Here is a 16,222-nt window from a genome sequence, read left to right as displayed (position 1 = left end):
AAAGGATATGAAAAAGGCGCAGAACGGACTTTTAGAGACAATGACCCCGTTGGGATCAGTCAGCTCTGCAAAAGCGAAGGAAAGAGAAAACCGCGGGCGGCTTGTCCTCGGATCAGTAACCGAAGCGGGCCGCGAATGGGATCAGCCTAAGGTCGGCGGCTGGCCCACGGGGAAGCGAATGAAAATGCTGGCATGCATCGCCTCCCTGTTGCTGAAAAATGAAGCGGCGACCGGTTGATACCCAAACCGTCCGCCTTTGCCAATAGGTTAATACAAGTGAATGTGAGGGGTGGTGCCAATGGGACACAGTGGGCGGGTGCAGCACCCCCACCTAACCTCCCCCTGGCAGGGGGAGGGCTCTATTGGTGGCTCTCCGGCCCCGAACTTCACTCGATGCATTCCTCCCCCGACCAGGGGGAGGTTAGGTGGGGGTTCACTCCGGCCGCCGCGCGCCCGGCGCAACGATCCCGTGTGCTTGGATCTGCGCATAGGCCATCCCAACAGCAAAGGCGCCGAAAATACCAAAGACTGCAGTGAGAAGAATGATCATAAGAGCCTCCTGATGTGCTGGCTCTTTCCTGCGCCTCGCCGCCGCGCAAAACCTTGATCCAGGTCAAGCGAATTTCCGATTTCGCCGGGTGGCGTCGCCACAATTGGCCGGATAGGCTCGCACCAACCGATTCAACAAAATCAGGGCCATGCCAGAATGAGCACTTCTGCAATCGATCCGACGAAACTCGACAAGCTCGGCGAAGTGGCGATCAAGGTCGGCCTGCAACTGGCCGAGGGTCAGGATCTCATCATCACCGCGCCGATGGTGTCTGCTCCGCTCGTTCGCCGTATCACCGAACACGCCTATAAGGCCGGCGCCGGGCTCGTCACCACCATCTATTCGGACGAGGAAGCAACGCTCGCGCGCTACAAATATGCCAATGACAAGAGTTTCGATCGCGCCGCCGGCTGGCTCTATTCCGGCATGGCCGAGGCCTACAAGAACAATGCCGCGCGCCTGGCCATTTCCGGCGACAATCCGATGATGCTCGCCGGCCAAGACCCAGAAAAAGTCTCCCGCGCCAATCGCGCCAATTCGGCCGCCTATCGGCCGGCGCTCGAGCTGATCACCGGCTTCGACATCAACTGGAATATCGTTTCGTACCCAACTCCAGCTTGGGCCAAGCTCGTTTTCCCGAACGATGCCGAAGAGATCGCGGTCGCCAAGCTCGCAGACGCTATCTTCAAAGCCAGCCGCGTCGATCAAGCCGATCCGATTGCAGCCTGGAAAGAGCACAACGCCAATCTCAAGGCCCGCTGGACCTGGCTTAACGGCAAGAAATTTGCGTCACTGAAGTACACCGGACCCGGCACCGATCTCACCATTGGCCTCGCCGATGGCCACCGCTGGAAGGGCGGCGCGTCCGAAGCCAAGAACGGCGTCACCTGCAACCCCAACATTCCGACCGAGGAAGTGTTCACGACCCCGCATCGCCTCCGCGTCGAAGGTACCGTGGCCGCCACCAAACCGCTCTCGCACAATGGCACGCTGATCGAAAACATCCAGGCGCGCTTCGAAGGTGGCGTCCTGGTTGAACTCAAGGCGACCAAGGGTCAGGACGTCTTTAACAAGGTGCTCGATACCGACGAAGGCGCGCGTCGTCTCGGCGAAGTGGCTCTCGTGCCCCATTCCTCGCCGATCTCGGCCTCGGGCATTCTCTTTTACAACACGCTCTACGACGAAAACGCCTCGTGCCACATCGCCATGGGCCAGTGCTACGCCGATTGTTTCGAGGGCGGCAAGGAGCTCTCGCAAGACCAGATCTTTGCCCAGGGCGGCAACAAGAGCCTCATTCACATCGACTGGATGATCGGCTCGGACAAGATCGACATCGATGGCGTACATGAAGACGGCACGAGCGAGCCCGTCATGCGCAAGGGTGAATGGGCGTTCTGAGCCGCCCTCTTTATCACCGCCACCCCCTCCCGACCTCCCCCATCAAGGGGGAGGTGAAGGGACAGCGTCTTTTGCTCCATGGTGCCCAGCCCACAGAACGGCACCTCCCCCTTGATGGGGGAGGTTGGGAGGGGGTGACGGCACGCTCAGAACGACCGCTCGCCCTGCTCAGCCATATAGTCGCGCTCCTCCGGCGTACTCTCCCTGCCAAGCGCGGCATTGCGGAATGGAAACCGCCCGAAACGCTCGATGACCTTTCGGTGCTCGAGCGCAAAATTCAGCTGATCTTCATCTCCCAGCGCCTCATAGAGCCGCACCGAAGCTGATTGGATCGCTGCCGACTCTGCGTGCATGAACGGCAGATAGATAAATCCGCGCTGCGGCTGCTCGAATTGCATATCGAGCCCTTGCCCCACCATTTCCTGGGCCAGCACCAGCGCCATCTTGTCCTGCGCAAAGGCTTCTGGCTGGTTGCGAAATAATTGGCGAGAGAACTGATCGAGGACGATGATTTCGGCGAGCCGTCCGCGTGCGCCAGCGCGCCACTCCCAGGCTTCGCCTTTGGCGACATGGGCATGGGTAGTACTGAACCGCTCGGCGATCTTGGCGTCGAACTCAGGCTTGCCGGCAAACCAATCCTCTGGTCCGTGCGCCACGAACCAGAAGGTCAGAACATCGTGTGAACTGCGCATTCCTGCCCCCAATGAAAACCCTCGGGGCAGAAACGCGCCAGTTGCGGTTTAGTTTGCGAGCGTCAAGCGGAGCCGATTACCGAACGGATCTTGCGTCTCCATACTCCCATCGAGCTCCTCGATCGGCGCGCCCGCCTTTGCGAGCCGCTCAAGCAAATCGTCTCGTGTCGCCTCATCGGGCAAGGAGAGCGTAAACCACCGGAGGCCAGCTGATCCGGCCGACGGCAGTGCCGCGTTGGGTCCGGACCAGATGTTGAACGCCACAGTATGGGGCATATAATCAAGCCCGACATCGCCCATCCCGAAGGAGTTGATCAAAAGGAAGCCGGCAAAGCCGATGACGTCGCGATAGAACGTCATGGCGATACCGAGATCGTTGACGTGCAGATGAATGTGGCCGATGCGCGTGCCAGCCGGCATACATGCAGCAAGGACACGGCTTGGCCCCAGCTCACCCAGCAAATCGTCGAGATCGATCGCCTCGCGGCCTGAATGCGGCTTGCCATCGGCAGCGATAGCATAGGTCTCGCCCTTTTCCGGATCGCCCAGCGTCCCGCGCCATGGCGTCTCGAAAGTGATCTCGATGCCATTGCCATCAAAATCCCAGAGATAGATGGCTTCGCTGACAAGATGGTCGGTGGGCGAAATGCGGACATTGCGCTGCAGCGCGCGAACGGCCATCTGCGCAAGATCGACGCGCTTCGGCACATGAATGGCGACGTGATAAAGCCCGATGCTGCGCGGCACGACCGGGCGGATGGCGCCGGTTTCGAGCACGATGAGCACGGTGCCGCCAGCGCCGAGGAAAAGCGCATTGCCGCGCTCGGCGATAAGGTCGAGCCCGACGACATCCTGCCAGATGGCGAGCGCCTTGGCGCGATCGGTCACGGCGAGGTGCACGGGCCCCAGCGTGGTGCTGAGCGGCAGGATGGGTTTGGATTTGACGACGGTCTGAACGGATGTGTCGATCATGATCGACCTCTCTGAAGCAATTTCGGTGTTGCCCATAATCTAGGCCTCACGCGGCTGCGCTTCTATAAGACCGAAGGCGAAGGCTTCGTTCGCCGAACTCTAGCTAATCAGATGCCCTCATTGTCTTCGTCAAAGCCGTTATTGACGAGCTCGACGATGGCTTCCAGAGCTTCGCGCGCCTGCTTGCCGGTCGCCTGCACCAGAATGGTCGAGCCGGGCCCCGCACCCAGCATCATCAGGCCCATGATGGAATTGCCGTTGACCGATTGCCCATCCTTGATGACCTGCAGATTGGCATCGAAACACTCGGCGGTGCGGACGAAGCGTGCCGACGCGCGGGCGTGAAGACCCTTGCGATTGACGATGGTCAGTTGCTGGGCAACGGCGCGATCACCGTCCATTTTCTCAGGCTCCGCCGAGGATCGAATTGGCGACGGTGATATATTTGCGGCCCGCTTCCTGCGCCAGTGCTACGGCTTCGGGCAGCGCCATATCGCCCCGCACGCGGCCGAGTTTCACCAGCATCGGCAGATTGACGCCGGCAATCACTTCGACATGCCGGTTCTGCATCACCGAAATGGCAAGGTTGGAGGGCGTGCCACCGAACATATCGGTCAGGATGATGACGCCGTCGCCGCTATCGGCACGATCGATGGCGGCAAGGATATCCTCGCGCCGCGTCTCGGCATTGTCCTCGGGACCAATAGCGATGGTTTCGCACTGCTCTTGGGGGCCCACCACATGCTCGAACGCCAGCTTGAATTCGTCCGCCAGCGCGCCATGCGTCACCAGAACCAACCCGATCATGCAATCTCCCCAGACGATGGCTGCGCCTTCTGGCGCTCGGTGCCATCCCAGTCCATTAGCCCCCGCTCCCCGCACCGGGCGCGTTCGGGAGCGGGCGCCAGTCTTGCCCCCGAAGCCTTGGAAGGCAAGCGATAAATTGTCACGCTCCCGAGCCCAAAGAGATTGCGTCGAGCGCCGCTTCGATCAAGAGGCGCTGGTGCTCGATTCCGATGATTCCCGCTTGAGGCACGGGGCACCGCGGCACTGGAGTGCCCAAAATGCCGGTCACAAAGTCAGCGTCTTCCGGCATGCGGACCAATTCCGGGACGAGATCAACAACCAGCGCAAGATGCACAGCTTCAACATAGGGCCGCCTAATAATGCCGCGGCCGCGCAGTTCAATCAGCCCGGCAATGGTTTTGGGCGGGGACAGGATGACGTGATCGTCATGGTGCTCGAGATCGACCCGATCATCGGCAACGAGGGCGACCTCGCGCCCTCGGGCACCATAAAGATCGAGCAGATAAAGCGCGAGCAGCGACTTGCCTGAGCACGAGACGCCTCGGATGAGAATGCCGTGGCTATCGATGGTAATGGCAGTGGCGTGAATGTTTTCTCGCTGATTCATGGAGAGATCACCCCCTCCCAACCTCCCCCATCATGGGGGAGGTGCCGCATCGAGTGCGTGGCACGATCCCACCTGAAACACAGTCCCTTCACCTCCCCCTTGATGGGCTCCGAGCCGTACCGAAGGGCAAATCGCTCCAGTGGAGCGATTTGAGGAGAGGAGGATGGGAGGGGGTGTCGAGAGCCACAGACCACGAGAGAATTACCGCCGCGCCTTCGGCAACGACACCGTAAACACCGCGCCCGACCGATCCGTCCGGTTATGCGCCCTGATCGTCCCCTTATGCGCATCGACGATCTGTTTGGAAATCGACAGTCCCAATCCAGAATGATTGCCAAACCCATCACCTTCCGGCCGGTCGGTATAAAACCGCTGGAAGATGCGGCCAACATCGCCGGTGATCCCAGGCCCCTCGTCCGTCACCGTCGCAACGATCATGTCCGTCTCGGTCGAAACCGCAACCGTCACCGTCCCATCGGGCGGCGAGAAGGACACCGCATTGTCGATCAGATTGGCGAGCACCTGCGCCAGACGGCTTTCGTGCCCGCTGATCACGGTCGAGCCACGGCCAAGCCGCTTGCCCATGACCACATTGACCCCGCGGCCCGCCGCCACGTCCTTCTGGATACCCACCATGGCTTCGGTGAGCTTTTCGATATCGACCTGCTCGGCGCTTTCGCGCGCCAGTTCCGCATCGAGCCGGCTTGCACTCGAAATGTCGGTAATCAGCCGGTCGAGGCGTTTGACGTCATGCTGGATGATTTCGTTGAGCCGCGCGCGATCTTCCGGCTTTTTCGCTAGCGGCAGCGTTTCGACCGCCGAACGCAATGAGGTCAGCGGGTTCTTGAGCTCATGCGCCACGTCGGCCGCAAAGCGTTCGATGGCTTCGATGCGATTGTAAAGCGCGTCCGTCATGCTCCGCAGCGCGCCGGACAGATGCCCGATTTCATCGGGCCGATCGGTCAGGTCGGGAATTTCCGCGCGCGCATTGCCGGCAGTCTGCACCCGCTCGGCCGCCGCAGAAAGCCGTCGCATCGGACCAGCGATCGTGCCGGCCAAAAGCAACGAGAGAGCAATCTGCACCGCCGCCGCAATCAGCGCGATGCGCAAAATGCTCCAGCGCTCCTGCGCCACGACGGAGTCGATATCGCCCGGCGCGGTCGAGAGGAGGATTGCCCCAACCACCGCGCGCATGCGCTGCACCGGCACGGCGACGGAAACCACGAGCTGGTTCTGTCCATCGACGCGCACGAAATCTGCCGGCGCGCCTTGGAGCGCAGAAGCCACTTCGGGATAGCGCGTGCCCTCGTCGGCCCCATATTCCTGGTATTTTGAGAACGTATCGCCCGGCGCCCAGGAGATAATGGCGTTCCACCAATCGGCGAGGAAGAAATCCTGCGTCCGCGAGGTATCGATCTGCTGCCGGATCACCTCGCCGCGCGCATAGATATTGTCGCTATCAAGGATCAGCAGACCCTGCTGGTCATAGATGCGCGCCCGCGTCCGCGTCGGGGTGATCAGGTTCCGCAGCAGCGGTGCGACCCGTTCCGGACTGATCGGAAATTCCAGCGTCGGGTCGAAATAGGACAGCGGGGAAACATTGCCCTGCTGCAGTTCGACCAGACGATCGGGATTGACCGAAATCACATCGCTATCGACCGTCGCTGAGGCGGCGATGGCGGCGGCGATAATTTCGCCCTGCACGCGGAGAGATTGCACGCGAGCGTCGATCAGGCCCGCGCGCCATTGGTTGAGATAGAGAATGCCGACGACGAGGACCAGAAGGCCGGCCAGATTCAGGACGATGATCCGGCGCGTCAGGCTCGAAAAGATCGTGAAATCGATGAAGCGCCGGAAGCCGACGATCAGTTTGCCAAGCGGCATCAGCGCCAGGCGAAGCGCCCGCCGCGAATGCTTGTCGGCAGGCGCCTCTTTCCCCTCGGCCCTGCCGAGCGGCTCGTCGAGTTCAGGATCGATCGTGGCCACGTCGGGTCTTATTGCTCCTTGAAGCGATAGCCGACGCCATAGAGCGTCTCGATCATTTCAAAATCGTCGTCGGTCGCCTTGAACTTCTTCCTGAGCCGCTTGATGTGGCTGTCGATGGTCCGGTCGTCGACATAGACCTGATCGTCATAAGCCGCATCCATCAGCGCATTTCGCGATTTGACGACGCCGGGCCGCAGCGCAAGCGCCTGGAGAATAAGAAACTCGGTGACGGTCAGCGTCACGCGCTGGCCCTTCCAGGTGCAGGTGTGGCGCTCTTCGTCCATCACCAGCGAGCCGCGCTCGATCAGCGCCTTGCTTGGCACAGGTTCACCCACCGTACCTGGCGCAGCCGAAGGATCGCGCGGCGCGGAGCGGCGGAGGATCGCCTTGACGCGTTCGACGAGGAGACGCTGGCTAAAAGGCTTGGTGATGAAATCATCCGCGCCCATCTTGAGCCCAAAGAGCTCGTCGATCTCTTCATCCTTGGAGGTGAGGAAGATCACCGGCACATCGGACTTCTGGCGCAGGCGCCGCAGCAGTTCCATGCCATCCATGCGCGGCATCTTGATATCGAGAATGGCGAGATCGGGCCGATCGCTGGTCAAGCCTTCAAGGCCAGAGGCACCGTCGGTATAGGTTGCCACCTGATAGCCTTCGGCTTCAAGGGTGAGGGAGACGGAGGTGAGAATGTTCCGATCGTCGTCCACCAGGGCGATTTTGGGCATATTCTGCCTTTCTTTTAGCGACGCTTATATTCTTTTGGCGAGTTAAGCCGAGCGCGACGTTGCAGGCGACAATTACGTGTTAAATAAGGCGTGGCCAAGTCTAACGCCAGATGACCCATCTCGAAAAGCCTCGGTTCGACTTCCGTCTTACGACCGATTTCCAGATGGTCCGCCTGGGATAGCGCGGCCTATTTTGTCTTCAACGGCGCCGTATCCGGCCCCTGATGGAGACAGAATATGCGCGTCGAGGACCATGCCAGCCTGCGTCAGGATATCGCCGAAGCGGCCCTTTCGCTGAGCGAAAACGCCATCGCGCCCGCTCTGGTTGCTGCGGCGCTTGCCGGAAACGGCGCCAAACTCACCGCCCATGGCGCAGTCTCAGTCGAAACCGGCGCCTTCACCGGCCGCTCGCCCAAGGACAAGTTCATCGTCCGCGATGTCGCAACTGAAAACACCGTCTGGTGGGACAATGCCGGCGCATTGACCCCGGCCCAGTTCGATCTGCTCCTTAACGACATCAAGGCCCACCTTGCCGGCCAGGCCCTCCACCGCCAGGACCTGATTGCCGGCGCCGATCCCCGCCACCAATATGGCGTCACCGTCCTTACCCCCAGCGCCTGGCATGCGCTCTTCATCCGCAATCTTCTCATCCGCCCCGGCGAAGGGATCGATGTGGCGCCCGACGCCATGCCGGTCACCATCATCCACGCCCCCCATTTCACTGCCGACCCGGCCCGCCACGGCACGCGCACCGAAACCGTCATAGCCCTCGATATGGCGCGCAACATCGTCCTTGTCGCCGGTACGCTCTATGCCGGCGAAATCAAGAAGAGCGTCTTCTCGCTTTTCAATTTCCACGCCCCGGCCAATGACGTACTGCCTATGCACTGCTCGGCTAATCTCGGCCCCGATGGCGAAGCTGCGCTCTTCTTCGGCCTTTCGGGCACTGGCAAGACGACCCTTTCCAACGACCCGAACCGTCCGCTGATCGGCGACGACGAACACGGCTGGAGCGCTGATGGAGTCTTCAACCTTGAAGGCGGGTGCTATGCGAAAACCGTCAAACTCAGCGCCGAAGCAGAGCCCGAAATCTTTGCCGCCACCCGCAGCTTCGGCACAGTCCTCGAAAACGTCATTCTCGACGACGCGCACGTTCCTGAATTCGACGACGTATCGCTGACCGAAAACACCCGCGCCGCCTATCCGCTCCATGTTCTCCCGTCCATTGCCAAGGGCAGCGTTGGCGGCACGCCAAAGACCGTCGTCTTCCTCACGGCCGACGCCTTTGGCGTTCTGCCCCCGCTTGCCAAGCTGACGCAGGACCAGGCCGTCTACCACTTCCTCTCGGGTTACACCGCCAAGGTTGCCGGTACCGAGCGCGGCGTCACCGAGCCGCAAGCCACTTTCTCGGCCTGTTTTGGCGCGCCCTTCATGCCGCTCCACCCCACAGTCTATGGCGAGATGCTCGCCGAGCGACTCGAACAGAGCGGCGCACAGGTCTGGCTCCTCAATACCGGCTGGACCGGCGGCGCCTATGGCGTGGGCAAGCGTATCGACATCGCCTCGACCCGGCGCCTCCTCACCGCAGCACTCGATGGCACGCTCGACAACGCCCCGACCCGCACCGATCCGCTCTTCGGCTTCGACGTCCCGCTTTCGGTCGAAGGCGTCGCCCCCCGCCTCCTTGATCCGCGTCAATGCTGGGCCGATACAGACGCCTATGACCTCCAGGCCACTAAACTCGTCGACCTCTTCCGCAAGAATTTCGAAAAATTCGGCCCCAGCGCCGATGCCGATGCCGGCCCGCAATTGGCACAAGCAGCGGAGTGATCGGTTTCATAACCGAACGACAAGGGGCGCTCCGGCGCCCCTTTTTGTGTGTCGGAACTTTCGTAGTGAGATGCAATCTGGGCTCCCAACCCTCCCCGCCAGGGGTAGGGTGAAGGCCGGTATCTTGAACCGACCCCACCCCACACTGGATACGGCACCTCCCCCTTGACGGGGGAGGTTGGGAGGGGGTGACGACAAACTCGATGCCGACACTAGAAGCCCTAAAAATAAAAATCCCCGCTCGCGCGGGGATCCATCAACTCACTCTCAACAACCGCCAATCAATTCGGCGCGTAGAAAATATGCGCCCCGACCTCAGCCACGCGGCTATATGTGTATGACCACGACGGCCGCACATTGGTCGTGTGATAGAACAAAGCCGAATCCGGCACGGCGCCGATTTCATCGCCCATCGCATATTCTGCGTAGACATCCTTGGCGAGTGCGGTCGAACGGGCCCAGGCCTGGCGCTCGCTCGGCGCGTCATTGTTGCCGTCGCAGGCAAAGGTGAACTGGCAGCGATAGCGGCCGTTCTTGGCGCCCTGATAGATCACGCCACAGAGCGAGGACGGGTACTTGTCCGAGCGCGCGCGGTTGACGATGACATTGGCTACGGCCAATTGGCCGGCTTGGCTCTCGCCGCGGGCTTCGTGATAGATCGCCTGCGCGAGGCAATCGCGCTCGGCATTCGCCACCTCGACGCGCTTGGCCATCGGCTCATAGCCCGAGGCGATATAGGCATCGAGCAGTTCCGGGGTCACGGTCGGCTTGTGCTCTGAAACCGGCTTCATAAAACTGTCGATGGCGGAAAGCGCGGTATTGCCGCCGGCAAGCGAACCGCGAGCGATATACCCCATCAGCATTTCATTGGAGAGCGGCAACTGGATGCCGGCTTCGGTCACATCGACCGCGCGTAGCTGCTGCTGCCGGGCAACGTAATTGGTCAGAAGAGCGGCAGTGAGTTTCTGCTGGCCCGGTGCAAGCGGCAAATCGGTCGCGCCAAGCGCGGGCTGCAAGCGCAATTGCGCGATCGGCGCGGGAACGGCGAGCGGGAGAACGAAATCGGCTTTTTCGTTGGCACGAACCACAAGCGGAGAAGCGATGAGCCCTGCGACGAGTGCCATCGCACCCACCACCGCCGCCTTGGAAGCGGCACGCACAAACCTAGCCCGCCAAGATGCAGTCAATGCCCCGTCCTTGCCCCTGAGCTCAGCCGGTACCTCCGGTGAGCCTTCTGGTGGAGTCTTGAGACCCCTTCATTGTGGACTGCACACTAGCCAAGCCCGCAGTGAGATGGAAGCCGAAATTTACGCTGGGTTAACCATACGCCTTAGCTTCTTAAGGTAGGGTTAATGGGCAAAGCCGCGAAAGAAAACCCATGAAATTCATGGACTTGCCGCATGCTCAGCAAAGACTTTCGGGGATTGTTAGAATTTTATGCGCTTTTGGACGCGATCAAATCTTAATGTGGACCCGAGGGCTGATGCGGATGCGCAAAAGCCAACGCCCGCTTTCGCGGGCGCTTTAAGGAGACAAAAAGACAAGAAGACCTAACGGCGAACCGGGAAGGCGGCCGCATGAACATGGGTCAGGCTTTCCATCACGGCGATCCCCAAAGCGAGGATTTCTTCGCTTGGATGGACGAGGTCGGGGACCATGATGGTCTGCATCCCAGCCGCATGCGCCGCGTGCACCCCGGCATAGCTGTCTTCGAGCGCGAGGCAATCCTTGGGTGCCACATCGAGCCGCCGCGCCGCCGTCAGGTATGGCTCGGGATGCGGCTTGGGGTGAGTCACATCATCCCGCGTCACGATCGTTTCGAAGAGATCGAGCAATCCGGCGGCTGAAAGGTGATGCTGGGCATGGGGATTGCGCGACGAGGTCGCTACCGCCGTGCGGATATTGTTGGCATGGAGCGCCGCGATAAAGTCGCGCACACCGGCCTTGACCGGCACGCCGCCATGCGAGCGCTCGCGCATGCTGACGCGGCATTTTTCGTCGAACAGCGCATAGGGGAAGCTCACGCCATAGGCTTCGAGCAGCAATTGATTGGTGCGCTCATGGCTGCCACCGACCATGGAACGATGCACATCGTCGGTCATTTCAAAACCGAGATCGGCGCAGACTTCGAAGACGATGGTCTTGAACACCGCTTCGGTGTCGAGCAAGGTGCCGTCCATATCGAAGATGGCGGCTTGAAAAGGAGCAAGCTGTATCATCCCGCATGATATAGGCCGATTTGATTGACCGCGCCATAGAGGCGCCTGCATCGGAGCCTTGCATGCCGGATGCGATACGGAGAGCGCCATGACCACTTTCATCCCTGCGCGCCGCCACGCCGAACTCGGCCCCGATTTCTTCGATCCCGTCCGCCCCGCAGATTTCCCGCAGACTGTTTTGCGCCATCGCGATCAGCGCTGGGCCGAGCGCATCGGGCTTGGCGAGCTCAGCGAGGCCGAATGGCTCAATCATTTCGGCCGTTTCGCGCCGCTGCCCGGTTCGCTCCCTCAGCCCCTGGCGCTCCGCTATCACGGCCACCAGTTTCGCAGCTACAATTCCGATCTCGGCGATGGCCGCGGATTTTTGTTTGCCCAATGCGTCGACCCAATCGACGGCCGCCTGCTCGATTTCGGCACCAAGGGCACAGGCAAAACCCCGTGGTCGCGCGGGGGCGACGGACGACTGACGCTCAAGGGCGGCGTACGCGAAGTGCTCGCCACCGAAATGCTCGAAGCCTTGGGCGTCTACACATCTAAGAGCTTCTCGCTCGTTGAAACCGGCGAAGCGCTTTATCGTGGCGACGAACCCTCGCCCACCCGCTCCGCCGTCCTGACCCGGCTCAGCCATAGTCACATCCGCATCGGCACCTTCCAGCGCCTGGCCTATCTCGAGGACACCGAAAACCTCCGCCGCCTCGTCGATTATTCCATCGCCAACTATTATCCGCATCTCGCCGGCGCATCCGATCCCGCCGCAGCCCTCCTCGAAGCCGTGGTCCAGAAAGTCGCAAACCTTGGCGCACAATGGATCGCCGCCGGTTTCGTCCATGGCGTCCTCAACACCGACAATATCAACATCACCGGCGAGAGTTTCGATTACGGCCCCTGGCGGTTCCTGCCAGCATATGACCCCGATTTCACCGCCGCCTATTTCGATGAAACGGGCCTTTACAGCTTCGGCCGCCAGCCCGACACCCTGGCCTGGAACCTGACGCGCCTCGCCGAATGCCTGGTACCTCTCTCGAGCATCGACACTCTTGAGCCTGCGCTCAACACCGTCTGGCCTACATTCCGCACCGCCCTCCCCCTCGCCATGCTCGCCCGTCTCGGACTCGAACCCCGCAGCGAAGACGACAACAATGCCTTCGTCACCGCTCTTTTCGGTTTCCTCACCGCCAGCAAGGCGCCTTACGAACAATTCTTCTTCGATTGGCGCGGCGGCGCCCTCAGCGCCCAACGCGCCGCCCAAAGCCCCTCCACCGAATTTTACGCCAGCGATGCCTTCCGCCCCGTCGCCAACGCACTCGAAGCCTTTGCGCCGACTGAAAACGTCAATCTCGCTCATCCCTACTTCGCCCGATCAAATCCGCGCACCATGCTGATCGACGACGTCGAAGCCATCTGGGCGCCGATCGCCGAGAATGACGACTGGTCGCTATTCCATCAGACCTTGCGAGAGATCGGTGAAATGCGCGAAGCCTATGGGGTGAAGATCTAGCGCCACTCAACTACTATGCCGCCACACTACCCCCGGAGGACCCCATGCCCATCTACGCCCTCGACGGCATCCACCCGGATATCTCCCCCGACATCGGCTACCTCGCCCCCTCCGCGACAATCATCGGCGCTTGCCATCTCGGCCCCGAGGTCGGCGTCTGGTTCGGCGTGGTTCTCCGCGGCGATATCGAGCCGATCCGCGTGGGCGCGCGCTCCAATATCCAAGAAAACTGCGTGCTTCATACCGACAGGGGCTTTCCCCTCACCATCGGGGAAAACTGCACCATCGGCCACAGCGCCATCATCCATGGCTGCACCATCGGCGACAACACGCTGATCGGCATGGGCGCCACCGTGCTCAATGGGGCAAAAATCGGCAGAAACTGTCTCATCGGCGCCAATGCGCTTGTTACCGAGGATAAGGAAATTCCCGACAATTCCCTCGTCGTCGGCGCCCCCGGCAAGGTCATCCGCACGCTCGATGAAGCGACCATCGCTGCGCTGACCGCATCAGCCGATCGTTATGTCGAAAATGCCAAGCGCTTTGCGAGTGGGCTGGTGGAAGTGCATCGCCCGGCGGAGTTCGATCCGGCCTGAATCAGCACTGGGGCCCTATGGCAGCATAACATCCACGCGCAGCCCTTCGCCGGGCCGGCTCTTGATGGAAATATTGCCGCGGTGCCGCTGGACGATGTGCTTGACGATGGCGAGCCCCAGCCCCGTGCCCTTCTTCTTACGGCTCGTCTCGGCATCGATGCGGTAAAACCGTTCCGTCATGCGCGGCACATGCTCTGGCTCGACGCCGGGCCCATGGTCGATAACGCTCACGAGGTGCTTGAACCCGCCGCGCTCGATGTGGACCAGTGACACATCGACCGTCTTCCCGTCCGCGCCATATTTGATCGCGTTGTCGATGAGGTTCTCAAAAACCTCATAGAGCTGGTTGCGATCGCCGGTCACCATCACGGCGCCCTCGGGCAGGCTGAGCACCACATCGAGCTCGGCAGCCTTGGCCTGCGTCTGCAGCCCTTCGCGCACTTCGCGCAACAGTGCTGCAAGGTCGACCGAGCCCGTCGGTCGCACATGCTGATACATTTCGATGCGCGAGAGGCTCAAGAGATCATCGATCAGCCGGCTCATGCGATCGGCCTGGCCGCGCATGATGCCGAGGAACTTTTCGCGCGCCACCGCATCGCGTGCCGCGGGCCCCAGAAGCGTGTCGATAAAGCCCAGAAGCGAGGCCAATGGCGTGCGCAATTCGTGGCTGGCATTGGCGATGAAATCGGTGCGCATGGCATCGACGCGCTTGAGTTCAGTGAGGCTCTGGAAGGTGACGAGCAGATGCCGCCCGCCCTCGCTTAGCCAATCGCTATCGGGCTGGCGAATGGGCGCCACGGTCACTCGGTCCCAGGTTTCGCTGGGCAGGGTTTCATGCAGTTCAAAACTATGCGGCATGCCAGTGCGCAGCGTCGCATCCACCGCCGAGACGAGTTCGGGATTGCGCATGACAAGGGTCAGAACCTTGCCCGGCTGCACATTGGGATATTGCCGGAGCGCGGCCCGGTTGCGATAGGCGACGGCTCCGCGCTGGTCGAGCACGAGACAGGCTTCGCCCAAGGCCTCGGCAAAGGCGGCCATGACGGTATCGGTATTATCCGGCGCCTCGAGCACCGGCGCGGGGGCTTCGACGATCCGCGTCACCTCGCGCACGGGCAGCGGCAGGAAGGCGACGAAGCCAATGACGAACCCATAGGCCAGGACGGCCAGATCAGGCCGCAGATTGCCAAACGCCACGAGCGCGACAAAGAGACCGGCAAGACCGATGAGCAGCCCGGCATAGTGCACAAGACGGGACAGCAGGGGCTGCGCGCCATAAAGAGTTTGGGCCGATTGGGAATCGTCCATTTTGGGCCGCCGAATCAATCGCTTGCTCCCGCCTCTTGCGCGGGACCCCAGTTTTTAGCACGGTGCATGTAACAACGGAGCGACAGCGTGAGCGATCCCTTTTTGAGCTTTGACATCGACAATCCCGAACTGCCCCATGCCATCGATAAGGCAGCCCTCAAATCGGGCGGTTTTCCCTATGACAAGAAGCTCGACCGCACCGAGTATGACATGCAGCTTTATGCCCTGCAAAAGCAGCTTGTGCTGCTCCAGGCGCACATGGCCAAGGCCGGCGAGCGCATCGTCGTCGTCTTCGAAGGCCGCGATGCCGCCGGCAAGGGCGGCACGATCAAGACCATCATGGAAAACCTCAATCCGCGCTACAATGTCATTGCAGCACTGCCCAAGCCCAATGATCGCGAGCGCACCCAGTGGTACTTTCAGCGCTATATCGATTGGCTTCCCGCCGCTGGGGAAATGGTGCTGTTTGATCGCTCCTGGTACAATCGCGCCGGCGTCGAACCCGTCATGGGCTTTTGCACCCCGCAAGAAACCGAACTCTTCCTCGAAGAAGCCCCCGAATTTGAAAAGCGCCTGACGCGCGACGGCATAAAACTCTTCAAATTCTGGCTCTCGATCGGCCGCGAAATGCAATTGAAGCGCTTCCACGATCGCCGCCATGACCCGCTCAAAACCTGGAAGCTCTCGCCGATCGATCTCGAAGCGCTCAACAAGTGGGACGATTATTCCAAGGCACGCGACCGCATGCTCGAGCGCACCGACAGCAAGCACGCGCCCTGGACCGTCGTCCGCGCCAATGACAAACGCCGGTTGCGGCTCAATGTCATCCGCACCCTGATCGATGGTTTCGAGTTCGAAGGCAAGAATCCCAAGGCGATCGGCAAAATCGACGACAAGATCATTCTGTCGGGCGAAGATTTTTTGAAGATGGATGGGGAGTGAGGGCCGCCCCCTCCCGGCCTCCCCCATCAAGGGGGAGGTGAAGAAGTTGCGGGTTTGATCAGATCCAACCATCAACTCGATGCGGCACCTCC

Annotated in this window: 16 protein-coding genes; 6 read left to right on the top strand and 10 right to left on the bottom strand. The window is 61.1% G+C overall.

The genetic code is table 11. The annotated features are described in order from the left end of the window. Positions 1 to 7 precede the first annotated feature (7 nt). Both ASG47_RS18625 and ASG47_RS18620 read left to right on the top strand, forming a co-directional pair. On the top strand, positions 8 to 238 hold the full coding sequence (locus ASG47_RS18625; protein WP_061911741.1) for a hypothetical protein: 231 nt from the start codon (positions 8 to 10) through the stop codon (positions 236 to 238). Positions 239 to 706: 468 nt separating this feature from the next. Next, a complete protein-coding gene (locus ASG47_RS18620) occupies positions 707 to 1,948 on the top strand; it encodes an aminopeptidase (RefSeq protein ID WP_061911740.1) in 1,242 nt (413 codons plus the stop codon). 146 nt (positions 1,949 to 2,094) lie between these two features. Here the strand turns inward: ASG47_RS18620 and ASG47_RS18615 are convergent, their stop codons facing one another. The 7 genes from ASG47_RS18615 to ASG47_RS18585 form a co-directional block, all read right to left on the bottom strand. After that, positions 2,095 to 2,640, bottom strand: coding sequence for a DUF924 family protein (locus ASG47_RS18615; RefSeq protein ID WP_061911739.1), 546 nt, complete (start codon positions 2,638 to 2,640; stop codon positions 2,095 to 2,097). 48 nt (positions 2,641 to 2,688) lie between these two features. After that, a complete protein-coding gene (locus ASG47_RS18610) occupies positions 2,689 to 3,612 on the bottom strand; it encodes a VOC family protein (RefSeq protein ID WP_162243278.1) in 924 nt (307 codons plus the stop codon). 107 nt (positions 3,613 to 3,719) lie between these two features. After that, complete coding sequence (locus tag ASG47_RS18605) at positions 3,720 to 4,013, bottom strand: HPr family phosphocarrier protein (RefSeq protein ID WP_061911737.1); 294 nt, start codon at positions 4,011 to 4,013, stop codon at positions 3,720 to 3,722. Positions 4,014 to 4,017: 4 nt separating this feature from the next. Then, positions 4,018 to 4,419, bottom strand: a complete 402-nt coding sequence (locus tag ASG47_RS18600; protein WP_061911736.1) for a PTS sugar transporter subunit IIA — start codon at positions 4,417 to 4,419, stop codon at positions 4,018 to 4,020. Between the two features lie 139 nt (positions 4,420 to 4,558). Continuing rightward, complete coding sequence (locus ASG47_RS18595) at positions 4,559 to 5,026, bottom strand: HPr kinase/phosphorylase (protein ID WP_061911735.1); 468 nt, start codon at positions 5,024 to 5,026, stop codon at positions 4,559 to 4,561. 201 nt (positions 5,027 to 5,227) lie between these two features. Then, entirely contained in the window at positions 5,228 to 7,012 is a 1,785-nt protein-coding gene (locus ASG47_RS18590; RefSeq protein ID WP_244487134.1) for a stimulus-sensing domain-containing protein, read from the bottom strand. 8 nt (positions 7,013 to 7,020) lie between these two features. Next, entirely contained in the window at positions 7,021 to 7,737 is a 717-nt protein-coding gene (locus ASG47_RS18585) for a response regulator transcription factor (RefSeq protein ID WP_061911734.1), read from the bottom strand. Positions 7,738 to 7,974: 237 nt separating this feature from the next. Here ASG47_RS18585 and pckA point away from each other — a divergent pair, with 237 nt between their 5' ends. Next, the gene (gene pckA, locus ASG47_RS18580; RefSeq protein WP_082511850.1) at positions 7,975 to 9,567 is read left to right on the top strand and encodes a phosphoenolpyruvate carboxykinase (ATP); all 1,593 of its coding nucleotides are present in this window, start codon (positions 7,975 to 7,977) and stop codon (positions 9,565 to 9,567) included. Between the two features lie 281 nt (positions 9,568 to 9,848). Here pckA and ASG47_RS18575 read toward each other — a convergent pair whose 3' ends face one another. Further along, positions 9,849 to 10,691: a cell wall hydrolase gene (locus ASG47_RS18575; protein ID WP_156464170.1), complete on the bottom strand. Its 843-nt coding sequence runs from the start codon at positions 10,689 to 10,691 to the stop codon at positions 9,849 to 9,851. Positions 10,692 to 11,117: 426 nt separating this feature from the next. Next, complete coding sequence (locus tag ASG47_RS18570) at positions 11,118 to 11,786, bottom strand: HAD family hydrolase (protein ID WP_061911732.1); 669 nt, start codon at positions 11,784 to 11,786, stop codon at positions 11,118 to 11,120. An 88-nt stretch (positions 11,787 to 11,874) separates the two neighbouring features. On the opposite strand from ASG47_RS18570, the gene ASG47_RS18565 reads away from it, so the two are divergent. Both ASG47_RS18565 and ASG47_RS18560 read left to right on the top strand, forming a co-directional pair. Then, positions 11,875 to 13,284, top strand: coding sequence for a protein adenylyltransferase SelO (locus ASG47_RS18565; RefSeq protein WP_061911731.1), 1,410 nt, complete (start codon positions 11,875 to 11,877; stop codon positions 13,282 to 13,284). Between the two features lie 44 nt (positions 13,285 to 13,328). After that, entirely contained in the window at positions 13,329 to 13,880 is a 552-nt protein-coding gene (locus ASG47_RS18560) for a gamma carbonic anhydrase family protein (protein WP_061911730.1), read from the top strand. Positions 13,881 to 13,895: 15 nt separating this feature from the next. Here ASG47_RS18560 and ASG47_RS18555 read toward each other — a convergent pair whose 3' ends face one another. Further along, entirely contained in the window at positions 13,896 to 15,188 is a 1,293-nt protein-coding gene (locus ASG47_RS18555; RefSeq protein ID WP_061911729.1) for a sensor histidine kinase, read from the bottom strand. An 87-nt stretch (positions 15,189 to 15,275) separates the two neighbouring features. Here ASG47_RS18555 and ppk2 point away from each other — a divergent pair, with 87 nt between their 5' ends. Beyond that, a complete protein-coding gene (gene ppk2, locus ASG47_RS18550; RefSeq protein ID WP_061911728.1) occupies positions 15,276 to 16,130 on the top strand; it encodes a polyphosphate kinase 2 in 855 nt (284 codons plus the stop codon). Positions 16,131 to 16,222 lie beyond the last annotated feature (92 nt).

The organism is Devosia sp. Leaf420 (genome assembly GCF_001425445.1).
Taxonomy (GTDB): domain Bacteria; phylum Pseudomonadota; class Alphaproteobacteria; order Rhizobiales; family Devosiaceae; genus Devosia.
Note: the sequence above shows the minus strand (reverse complement) of the source record. Positions and strands in the feature narration are given on the sequence as shown.